Below are 251 nucleotides of genomic sequence, written 5' to 3' on the forward strand. Positions count from 1 at the left end.
CTCCGCAGCCGTTGCGGCAGCCGAATACCTCCTCCGGGTGCACCGGCGCGGGCAGCTCCTGTACCGGGTGTCCAACGACGGCGCCGTGCAGGGAATCGAGGGCCTGCTCGAGGACTACGCCGGAGCTGCCGAGGGCCTCTTCGCGCTTTATGCGGCCACTGGAGACCCGCGCTGGCACGAGGCTGCGCAGTCCCTGGTGGAAACCGCTGTGGAACGGTTCCTGACCGAAGGGACGCTCTCGGATACCGCTA

Annotated in this window: 1 pseudogene; it reads left to right on the forward strand. The window is 68.5% G+C overall.

The annotated features are described in order from the left end of the window. Nucleotides 1-251 (forward strand): annotated as a pseudogene (locus RTN46_RS06940) (thioredoxin domain-containing protein); the annotation flags it as partial.

Source organism: Arthrobacter sp. (assembly GCF_031988865.1).
Classification (GTDB): domain Bacteria; phylum Actinomycetota; class Actinomycetes; order Actinomycetales; family Micrococcaceae; genus Arthrobacter_B.